Here is a 10,323-nt window from a genome sequence, read left to right on the forward strand (position 1 = left end):
TGGAACAGCTCGCGCAGCGACAAGTATTGCTCGCGCAGCGAGAGAGACCCAACAATCTGAATACCGAACATCTCCCGTTGTTGGGTTACGCGCTGCGCGCTAACCCAACCTGCGGGCTGTCCGGTTATTGCCGTGGGCGGTTACGCACTGCGTGCTAACCGCCCCTACGCGCCGAGTGGTACCTACGCGCCGGGTTTCTCGGCACCGCGACACACACGGGGAAAAGCGGCTCATACCGCCCCCTCTTCCAGTTGCATCCAACGCTCCATCAGCGCGTCCAGCGCCTGTTGTGCCGCTTCCAGTTCGGCAAATGCCGCCTGTTGTTCGGCTGGCGGGCGCTGGTAGAAATCCGGCTGTTGCACGGCATCGGTGAGACGCGCAACTTCTGTCTCTGCCGCCTCTATCTGTCCCGGCAGGGCTTCGAGTTCGCGCTGGTATTTGTAGGAGAGTTTGCCGCTTTTTTTCTCGGCAACGGGCGCGGCGGCGGCGGGTGTGGGTGCGGGTTTTGTCGCGGCGACGGCGGTTTCCGGCGCGGCTTCGAGTTGGGCGATGTCGCCGCCTTGGTTCAGCCAGTCGGCAAAGCCGCCCACGGTTTGTTCGATGCGGTTTTTTTGTGCGTTGAAGACCCAGAGGCGGGTAACGACGGCGTCGAGGAAGGCGCGGTCGTGGCTGACGAGCAGTACGGTGCCGGGGTAGTCCGCCAGTACTTCTTCGAGCAGTTCGAGGGTTTCGATGTCCAGATCGTTGGTCGGTTCGTCCAGCACGAGGACGTTTGCCGGTTGGGCAAAGAGGCGGGCGAGCAAGAGTCGCGCGCGTTCGCCGCCGGAGAGGGCGCCGACCGGGGTGCGCCAGCGTTCGGGCGGGAAGAGGAAGTCTTGCAGGTAGGCGGCGATGTGTTTGCGACTGCCGCCAATTTCAACGTAATCGCATCCGGCGCCGACGCTGTCGCGCAGGGTTTCTTCCGGGTCAAGCTGCGCGCGCAGTTGGTCGAAGTAGGCGACTTCCAGTTTGGTACCGTGTTTGATGTGGCCAGCGGTCGGCGCAAGGTCGCCCAAGAGCAGGCGCAGCAGGGTGGTTTTGCCCGCACCGTTCGCACCGACGAGACCGATTTTTTCGCCGCGCTCGATGATGTCGCTGAAGTCTTGTACCAGCGGCGCGCCACCGGGGTGGGCGAAGCCCAGGCGGTCGGCGACGATGACTTGCCGTCCGCTGCGCTCGCCCGAGTCCAGTTGCAGGTTGGTTTTGCCCTGACGGTTGATGCGCGCGGCGCGCTCGGCACGCATCGCTTTCAGCGCGCGCACGCGGCCTTCGTTGCGGGTGCGCCGCGCCTTGATGCCTTGCCGTATCCAGATTTCTTCTTCGGCGAGTTTTTTGTCGAAGCGCGCGTTGGCTTCGGCTTCGGCGTGCTGCATTTCGTCGCGGGTGCGGAGGAAGCGGCGGTAGTCGCTTTTGACGTCGAGCAGGCGGCCACGGTCGAGTTCCCAGATGCGGTTGGCGACTTTTTCGAGGAAGGCGCGGTCGTGGGTGACGAAGACGACGGCGCCGCCGAAGCTGTTCAGCAGTCCTTCGAGCCAGACGATGGCACCCATGTCGAGGTGGTTGGTCGGCTCATCGAGCAGCAATACGTCCGGTTTGGCGACCAAAACGCGCGCCAGCCAGACGCGCCGCCGCCAGCCGCCGGAGAGGTCAGCCATGCGCGCCGCGCCGTCCAAGGCGAAGCGTTGCAGGATGCCGTCGATGCGGTTTTCCAGTTGCCAACCATCGGCGGCGGCGACTTGTGCTTCCAGTTGGGCGAGGGTTTCGGCGTCGCTGTCGCTATGGTTGGCAAGCAGTTCCTGGTAACGCGCAACCAGCGCCGCCGTCTCCGCCAGGCCGTCGCGCACCACTTCGCGCACCGTGCGCGCATCGGCAGCAGGCGGGTCTTGCGGCAGATAGGCGACGCGCACGCCGTCGGTGAGGCGCAGTTCGCCGTCGTCGGGGGCTTGCGCGCCGCGCAAGACGTTCAACAGGGTGGATTTGCCTTCGCCGTTGCGCCCCAGCAGGGCGACGCGCTCGCCTGTCTCCAACGAGAAATTGACGTGGTCGAGCAGCGGCCGCCAGCCGAAGGCGAGCGATAAATCTTGTGCGGTCAGCAGTAATGCCATGCGGTTTTCCTTGAGGTAGGGATGCGAAAGCGCGGCATTATGAAGCAATGCGCGGTGGTAAAAAATCCCGCGCGGGGCGGGATTTTTTCTGTGGTTATTGCGGGTTGCCGCCTTTTTGCACCGTCTCTATCAAATCGCCGTAGCCCGCCTGCGCCATCTCGGCGAGCGGGATGAATTTCAAACTGGCACCGTTGATGCAGTAGCGCAGGCCGCCTTTATCTTTCGGGCCGTCCGGGAAGACGTGGCCGAGGTGGGCGTCGGCAACACGGCTGCGGATTTCGGTGCGGTGCATGTTGAAACTGGTGTCGTCGTGTTCGGTGACGACCGCGCGGTTGATGGGCTTGGTGAAGCTCGGCCAACCGCAGCCGGACTGGAATTTGTCGGCAGAGCTGAAGAGCGGCTCGCCGCTGACCACGTCCACATACAGCCCCGGCGCGAAGAGGTGATCGTATTCGTGGCTGAAGGCGCGTTCGGTGGCGCTGTGTTGGGTGACGGCGTAGGCTTCGGCGCCAAGGTTTTTCTTCAATGTGGCGGCGTCGGGTTTGTGGTATTTGCTGGCGTCAATTTCCGGTTCGCCGTTGGCGTCGGTTTTGGCGGGCGCGGCGGCAGCGGGTTTTTCCAGCGGGATGTCCGCTTTGCGGATGTCAATGTGGCAGTAGCCGTTCGGGTTCTTGGCGAGGTAGTCCTGGTGGTATTCCTCGGCTTCGTAGAAGTTGTCCAGCGGCAGGTTTTCCACGACCAGCGGCTTTTGGTGTTTTTTCTGTTCTTCGGCGAAGGCTGTTTCGATGGTGGCGCGCTCCGCCGGATCGGTGTAATAGACGCCGCTGCGGTATTGCACACCGCGGTCGTTGCCCTGCTGGTTAAGGCTGGTCGGGTTGACCACGCGGAAGTAGTAGCGCAAGAGGTCGGCGAGGCTGATGCGTTCGGGGTCGTAGGTGACTTTCACGGTTTCGGCGTGGCCGGTGCCACGGTGCGAGACGTCTTCGTAGCTTGGGTTCGCGGTTTTGCCGTTGGCGTAGCCGGAGACGGCGTCCAGCACGCCGGGGACGCGCTCAAAGTACGCTTCCAGTCCCCAGAAGCAGCCGCCGGCGAGGTAGATGGTTTTGCTGTTCATGGTTTTCGCTCCTTTGGCTTCGGGTTTGTAGAATTTTTGCGCGGGCTGGGCGAGCTCCGCCTGCGGGTTTTTCAGTAGCGCCAACGCCTGTTCGCGCGCGAGATGGCCTTTGATGACGCGGACGACGTTGCCGTTTTGGTCGAGCAGCGCCCAGCTTGGATAGACGGCGACGCCGGTGTCGCGGGCGATGTCGCCGCCGCTGTTCACCAGTACCGGCAGGTTGGGGTAATCGAGGCCGCGATACCATTCGCTAAAGGCGGCTTCGTCGTTTTCGCCGAGGTAGCCGGGCGAGGCGACGGTGATGAGGTTGATGCCCGCAAAGGCCGGGTCGCTGCGCCATTCTTGGGTTTCGGCGAGGGTGGCGAGGCAGAGCGGGCACCAGCTCGCCCAGTATTTGATGAGGGTCGGTTTGCCTGCTTCAAGGTAAGTGGCGGCGGGTTTGCCGTTCACGTCTTTAAGCGCCAGCAGCCGCTGTTGCAACTGGTGCGGCAGTGGCGCTTCGGCACGGCTATCGTGGTCGGCAAAGGCGGGCAACGGCGCGGTCGTGGCGACGGCAAGGGCGATAAGGATGGCGTGTGTGAGGTTTTTCATGGGAGGCTCCGTGGATGTTGGAGCCTTGATTATAGGAAATCGCGTTTGCGCGGGTGTCTGCTTCGGTTGCTGCACTGTCTGTTATAGCCATTCACCGAAAGTTTCAGACAAGGCGCGTCGTCGAAGACAGTACGCGGTTGTACGGCGAGACGACGCAACACCGTATGAGGCTTTCGGTGGATGGGTATAAAAAGCCCGCCAGAGTGGCGGGCTTTTTTTACGGGCGGCAACCGCTGAGGAGGATGGTGGCGGAGGCGGGGCGGGAGAGGACGGCGTTCTGGCCGTCGCTATGGAAGGCGATTTGGCCGTTTTCGTAGGTGGCGGGGTTGTCGCCGGGGCGCTGTTCGAGGGTGTGTTCGCCGCTCATGTAGCGCAGTTGCAGGGTGCGTTTGCTGCTGTCCGGGTAGCGGGTGTCGAAGGTGCCTTCGCGGCATTGCCAGGTGTTCCAGTGGTTGCCTATCGGCAGTTTGAGCTGGCTGTTGTGGCTCGCGGCAGGCAGGGCGATGTCGGTATCCGGCTGTTCGCTTTCGAGGGTGATGTCGGGGCGCGGTTTGTTGCTGCTGCAGGTGGCGAGGAACAAGGCGAGGGCGGTAAGGGCGAGGGTTTTGCGGGTACTCATGGGTTTTTGCGGGTTAGGGGGTTGGTGAAGGGCAGGGGACTGCCGGTAATTCGGTGGTGGCTGGTTGTTTTTTGCAGGCGTTCCGGGAATTTGTTTGGTGTTTGCGGGTGAAAAATTGGAATTTCGGCTCATCAATAATATTGCTCACCCCCTCCCCAACCCTCCCCCGCTGCGGGTGCTGTCGCACCCTGCAGGGGAGGGAGTGAACCGGCGGGATGATTGGCACGGCGGGTTTATTTTTGTTCGTCTTCTCCAAACATTCGGTGCAGGCTGTCTTTTTTCTTTTCGGCTTCTTGTTGGTATTGTTGCAGTTTTTCGTTTTCCAGGGTCAGTTGTTTGAGTTGCTGGTTGAGCTCTGCGATGTACGCGTCTTTTTTGGCGAGTTCTTTGCGCAAGTGTTTGATTTGTTGTTGCGCCCGGCCTTTGAATTTGTCTTCGGCGAAGTCGTAGGCGGCGCTTTGTGCCATGTCTTTGCCGCCGTGGTCCCAGCCGATTTTGGCGCCGAAGGCGAGGCCAACCAGGGCGATGAGTTTGGTGAGTGCTTTCATGGGTTTTCTTCCTTGTCGGGGTGGGGAGCGCGGCAGGGCGGCAGGAGTTTTTCAAAGCCGAGGCTGAGCAGGATGTATGCCCAGGAGAAGAACATCAGCTTCATGAAGTTGGAGATGGCGATGATGAGGTAAAACAGCCAGTAGCTGTGGATGTGAAAGAGCTCTTGTGCGATGAATTTGCCGAGTGCGATGCGCAGGTTATCGAGCAGCAGAAAGGCGTTGACGATTTTTCTGCCGTAGGGGTTGTGGCCGTTCGCCATGATGCTGTCGGCTTCGGCGTAGTCGATGAAGTTTTCAAAGTTGATGTTGCTGGTCATGAATTCGGCGGTGTCGTAGCCGCTGAAGAGCAGGGTGAGCAGGAGGTTCAGCAGTAATGCCGGGATGAAGACGTTGATGAGCAGGATGCCGTGGCGGGCGAGGTTTTCGTTCAGGTGGTTTTCGAGGATGGCGGGATGCGCGATTGGGTTTTCGCGGCGGATGAGGTTACTGGCGGTGTTGTAGAGGTAGAGGGGGACGAGGAGGATGGTGTAGCCGTGGGCGAGGATGATGCCTTTGGCGGTGATGGTAAAGAGGATGCCCAGCAGCAGCGAGAGGAGGGTGCAGACGAGGATTTGCCACGGGGTGTTGCGTTTTTTGATGAGGCGTTGCAGGAAGGATTGTTCTTTGAGGTAGATGTTGAGGAGTTGCCGCTTGCTGTACCAGAGCGAGGCGGTCATGTACCAGATGAATGCGGCGGTAATCAGGATGAGCAGCAGGGTCAGGCCGTCGTGTCTGCCGACGATGTAGCCTTGCAGGGCGAGCAGCAGCAGAACCGGGATGCCTGCGAGGAGGTTGCGGGCAAGGCTGCGTTGGGGGTGGTGTTCGCGGTTCATGTGGGGGGACATGACAGGGGTTATGGTGGGGCAAGCCCCACCCTACGGGGCAGTTACCACAGGCGGACGCCGCCGCTGGCGTAGCTGGAGGGCGGCAGGTTGAGGCGGTATTCGTACACTTTTTCGTATTCGAGCACGCGCTTGACGTAGTCGCGGGTTTCGGTGAACGGGATTTGCGCAATCCATTCGTCCAGCGGCAGGCCGGGGTTTTCTGCCCGCCATTGGTTTACCCGCGAGGGCCCGGCGTTGTAGGCCGCCGCGGCGTAGGCGAGGTGGCCAAATTCGTTCAGGCGGTCGGTGAGGTATTGGCTGCCGATTTCGAGGTTGGTGTCGGGTTCGGTCAGTTGCCATTTGCCGCTGTAGGGGATGCCGTTTTTGCTGGCGGTGTGGCTGGCGGTGGCGGGCATGATTTGCATCAGGCCGATGGCGCCCGCCTTCGAGGCTATCGCCGGCTGGAAGATGCTTTCTTTGCGGATGATGGCGAATATTTTGGCGGGGCTGATGCCGTGCTGGCGCGCCAGTTGGCGCACGCGGGTCTCATAGGCGGTGGGGAAGCGAAGCGCGAGGGCGTCGTAGTTTTTGCTTTTGCCGAGGGTGGTGACGGCCTGGACGCCCCAGCCGATTTCGCTGGCGTAGAGCGCGGCCTGCGCGCTTTCGGCCGGGGTGAGGGTTTTCAGCAGGGCCTGCCATTCCTGGCTGGCGCGGGCGTCGTCGCCAAGGTTGCGGAAGATGCGCGCGCGGTAGGCGGCGGGACGGCCAACGACGGCGGCGTAGTGGCGGTCGCGGCTGACCGGGCGGTCGTGGTAGCTGGGCGCGACGCCGAGTTTTTCGGCGGCAAGGAAGCCGTAGAAGTCGCGTTGGCCGGCGGCGCGGCGGTAGTGGCTGTCGGCACCGGCGCGGTCGCCGCTTTTTTCCAGCGCTTTGGCAATCCAGTATTGGATTTCGGCTTTGTTTTGCGCTTCTTTGTCGAGTTTGCCGAGGTGGGCGGGCAGGCCGCGCCAGTCGCCACGGCGCAGTTCGTAGGCGATGAGGTCGTAGGTGGTGTTGTCTTCGTGTTCGCCCGCCGGGATGGCGTCCCACAGGGTGAGGGTGTTTGGGTCGTCGGCTTGTGCCAGTTTGCGTACCAGCGGGTTGTAGAGTTTGCCCGCGTCTTTGGGACGGCTGATGTAGCCCATGCTGGCGGCGGTGGTCGCCTGGGCGACGGCGACGGGGTCTTTTTTCAGGCGTTTGCCCAGTTGTTGCGCCAGCAGGGCGCTGCGCCAATCGGGGTCGCTGAGGCTGTAAGCGCTTTCTATCGGCAGGGTGTTCTGGTCGATGTCGAGCCAGGTTTGTGCGGCCTGGGCGGCGGCGCCTTGCAGGTTGCCCGCGAGGTAGGAGGCGATGAGGCGGTTGTTGTTCGCCATCGCCAGGCGGAAGCGTTCGGCGTGTTGCGCCGGTTTGATGTGGCCGCTGTGGGCGAGGCGGTCGTAGAGGGTGTTGCATTCGGCGCCGAGGCTTTTTTCGCTTTCCCACAGTTTGTCGCTGTCTTTCACGGCTTCGCGGGTTTTGCTGCGATTCAGCAGCGCCAGGCGGTATTGGCATTCGAGGGCTTCGTCGGCAAAGCCGGGACTGTAGCTCTGGATGATGGCATCGTTGTCGCCGCCCGCTGCCCACAGCGGGTACGCCTGTTTGGCGAGTGCGGTGCTGAAGGGGTCGTTCGGGTATTTTTTCAGGAAGGCGACGAGGGTTGCGGTCGGGGTGGTGGCGAGGTTGTCGCGATACGCCTGCGCTTCGAGGTAGGGGTAGAGCGGGTGCGGCGCGAGGTGCTGGTAGGCCGCGAGCGGCGCGCCGTTTTTGATGGCGGCTTCGGCGTCGAGGATGTTTTCTTCGGCGTGGGCGGGAATGCCGAAGGCGAGGGCGAGGCTCATGAGGATTTTGTTCATGGGGTTCCTATTTGATGTGCTGCTGCCAGTCGTTCTGGTAGCGGTTTTTGTAGTGCATGACGCGCTGGATGTATTGGCGCGTTTCCTGGTAAGGCGGGATTTGGCCGCGGTAGCGCAAGAGGCTTTGCGGCCCGGCGTTGTAGGCGGCGAGCGCCTGTTCGGTGTTCTGGAAGCGCGCCAGTTGTTGGCTCAGGTATTTGATGCCGCCTTCGAGGTTGTTCGCCGGGTTGTAGGGGTCGGCGACGTTCATGTCGCCCGCGGTGCCGGGCATGAGCTGCATCAGCCCGACCGCGCCTTTGCCGGAGACGGCGTTGCTGTTGTAGCCGGATTCGACGCTGATGACGGCGTGGACGAGGGCGGGGTCGATTTGGTATTTGGCGGCGAGTTGGTTGATGAGTGCCTTGTGTTGTTCTTGTCGGGTTTTGAAGTCGCCGCTGGGCTCGGCGATGCGCACCGGCGCCAGGGTGAGCGGCAGCAGCGGGCAATGTTGCTGGATGCGGCGTTTTTGTCCGTTGATGGTCAGCGTCGCGTAGCATTGGCCGGTGGCGACAGGCTCCGCGGTTGCGGGCGCGGCTGCGGGGGCAACCGGCGCGGGCGGCGGGTCGCCGGGAAGCTGGATCGGCGGGATGAGGGTGTTCGCCGGTTTCGGCGGCGGGGTCTTGGCTTTGCCGTTGGGCAGGGCGACGCTGCAGGCGATGTTGGTTTTTTTGCCTTTGTAAACGACGGTGCCGCAGTTTTTGCCGTGCGCAGGCAGGGCGAGGGCGAGGAAGGCGAGGGCGAGGAGGGTGAGGGCGAGGAGGGTGAGGGCCGTGGTCGCTGCGCGGGTTTTTACACCCCCTCCCCATCTTTCCCCCGCTTCGCAGGGGAGGGGGTGGTTCGGTGCGGGGAGCGGAGGCGGGTTATCGTCCGATGCGCGGGCTGTTTGGGAAGCAAGGGTTTTGTCGCAAGCGGGTGTATTTGCTGCCCCCACCCCAGCCCTCCCCCACAGGGGGAGGGAGCTGTTTGGTGCGCGAAGCGGGGGCGGCGCGTCAGGGCGCAGCGTGTGGTGGGTTAAACGCGCATCGGGGTGGCATGAATTAACCCCACCCCCGTCCCCTCCCCCGGTTCCCACGGAAAATGCGTACGCATTTTCCGTGGGTGCCCGCCCACAGGGGGAGGGGGGAACAGCGGCGCTGCCCGCCCACAGGGGGAGCGGGATTTTTTTATGCCGCGTCATAGGCCGATCTCGGACGGGTTCGCCTTGTAGCGGCGGTAGTATTCCATGACTTTCGGCACGTAAGCGCGGGTTTCGATGAACGGCGGGATTTTGTTGCCGTATTTTTTGACGTTGCCTTCGCCCGCGTTGTAGCCCGCTGCCGCCAGTTGCATATCGCCGCCAAATTCGTTGAGCAGCCATTTGAGGTAGGTCGCGCCGCCGCGGATGTTTTGTCCGGTGTTGTAAGCGTCGCTGACGCCAAAGCGGCGCGCGGTGCCGGGCATGAGCTGCATCAGACCCATCGCGCCGGCGTGGGAACGGGCATCGGGGCGGTAGGCGGATTCGGCGGAGATGATGGCGTGGACGAAGTGTGGTTCGATGCCGACTTCTGCCGCGATTTGGTTCACTTGTGCGCTCAGGTTGCGCTGGCGTTCGCGGAAGGCGCCGCTGACGTTGATGTTGAGTTCGTTGCGGATTTTGGCGGCGAGGCGTTCGGCTTCGATGACGTAGGACTGCGGGCAGTCTTTGGTCGGCTCAAGGTGGAAGACGCGGCCGTTTTCGCTGGTGACGGTGCCGCCGCAACTGCCCTGGGTGTTAAGGTAGTCGAGGTTGTGCGCGGCGATGCTGGTTTGCTGGTTGCCGAGGCGCGCTTCGCCGCCGCTGGTGCCGGGGGTGTAGTCAAAGGAGCGGGTGGCGCAGTTGAATTCGCGCGTCTCGCCGTTGAACTGGATGCTGCCCGCACCGGTGCATTGCAGGCCAGGGCCGCCGCTCGCTGCCTGTTTGGCATTTTTTTGTACGCCTGCGATGGCAAGGGCTTCGAGGTTTTGGCTTTGCGTCGCCTGTTGGCGAAATTCTTGTTTGGCGCCGCTGTAGGAGCGGGAGAAGAAGGTGCAGTGGCGGTAGTTGCCGCGTTTGTTGGCGGGGACGAAGTTGGGCAGGCCGTCGTTGTTGAAGCATTTGTAGATGTCCTGCGCGATTTCTTCGTTGTCGCCGGGGGTGAAGCCGACCAGCGGTTTGCCGCGGTTCGGCGCGGGCAGGGCCGGGGCGGAGACTTCGCCGCCTTTGCGCCCCAGCGGCTGGCAGTTGCCCTGCGGCGGGGTCGCGGTTTCGATGATGGTCGGCGTGCCGTCCAGTTGCGGGCAGACCCAGATTTGCGTGCCTGCCGGGGTGACGGTGGCGATGGTTTTTTCTTCTTGTTCGGCGGCGGGGGCAGCGGCCCCGGGCCCGAGCGTCGAGCCGGTCCCGCCGGCCCTCTTCTGAAGGCCCCGGTCAGATGAGGGTGAGCGCCTGCCGGGCGATGGACAGCTCCTCATTGGTG

Annotated in this window: 8 protein-coding genes; all 8 read right to left on the reverse strand. The window is 62.7% G+C overall.

Translation table 11 applies throughout. The features are described from left to right. Positions 1 to 230 precede the first annotated feature (230 nt). The 8 genes from Q0349_RS07470 to Q0349_RS07505 all read right to left on the reverse strand — a co-directional run bounded on the left by Q0349_RS07470 (position 231) and on the right by Q0349_RS07505 (position 10,318). On the reverse strand, positions 231 to 2,144 hold the full coding sequence (locus Q0349_RS07470) for an ATP-binding cassette domain-containing protein (RefSeq protein ID WP_298080244.1): 1,914 nt from the start codon (positions 2,142 to 2,144) through the stop codon (positions 231 to 233). A gap of 94 nt (positions 2,145 to 2,238) precedes the next feature. Further along, complete coding sequence (gene msrAB, locus Q0349_RS07475; RefSeq protein ID WP_298080245.1) at positions 2,239 to 3,849, reverse strand: bifunctional peptide-methionine (S)-S-oxide reductase MsrA/peptide-methionine (R)-S-oxide reductase MsrB; 1,611 nt, start codon at positions 3,847 to 3,849, stop codon at positions 2,239 to 2,241. A 217-nt stretch (positions 3,850 to 4,066) separates the two neighbouring features. After that, entirely contained in the window at positions 4,067 to 4,468 is a 402-nt protein-coding gene (locus tag Q0349_RS07480) for an MliC family protein (protein ID WP_298080246.1), read from the reverse strand. Between the two features lie 233 nt (positions 4,469 to 4,701). Then, positions 4,702 to 5,016, reverse strand: a complete 315-nt coding sequence (locus Q0349_RS07485; RefSeq protein WP_298080247.1) for a hypothetical protein — start codon at positions 5,014 to 5,016, stop codon at positions 4,702 to 4,704. Next, on the reverse strand, positions 5,013 to 5,888 hold the full coding sequence (locus Q0349_RS07490; RefSeq protein ID WP_298080248.1) for a hypothetical protein: 876 nt from the start codon (positions 5,886 to 5,888) through the stop codon (positions 5,013 to 5,015). Before Q0349_RS07490 ends, Q0349_RS07485 begins: the two co-directional genes overlap by 4 nt. 53 nt (positions 5,889 to 5,941) lie before the next feature. Then, a complete protein-coding gene (locus Q0349_RS07495) occupies positions 5,942 to 7,810 on the reverse strand; it encodes a transglycosylase SLT domain-containing protein (RefSeq protein ID WP_298080249.1) in 1,869 nt (622 codons plus the stop codon). Between the two features lie 7 nt (positions 7,811 to 7,817). Next, positions 7,818 to 8,780 carry a lytic transglycosylase domain-containing protein gene (locus Q0349_RS07500; RefSeq protein ID WP_298080250.1) on the reverse strand — a complete coding sequence of 321 codons (963 nt, stop codon included), beginning with the start codon at positions 8,778 to 8,780 and terminating at the stop codon, positions 7,818 to 7,820. 242 nt (positions 8,781 to 9,022) lie between these two features. Next, a complete protein-coding gene (locus tag Q0349_RS07505) occupies positions 9,023 to 10,318 on the reverse strand; it encodes a lytic transglycosylase domain-containing protein (protein ID WP_366916293.1) in 1,296 nt (431 codons plus the stop codon). Positions 10,319 to 10,323 lie beyond the last annotated feature (5 nt).

This window comes from uncultured Cardiobacterium sp. (assembly GCF_938028185.1).
Taxonomy (GTDB): Bacteria; Pseudomonadota; Gammaproteobacteria; order Cardiobacteriales; family Cardiobacteriaceae; genus Cardiobacterium.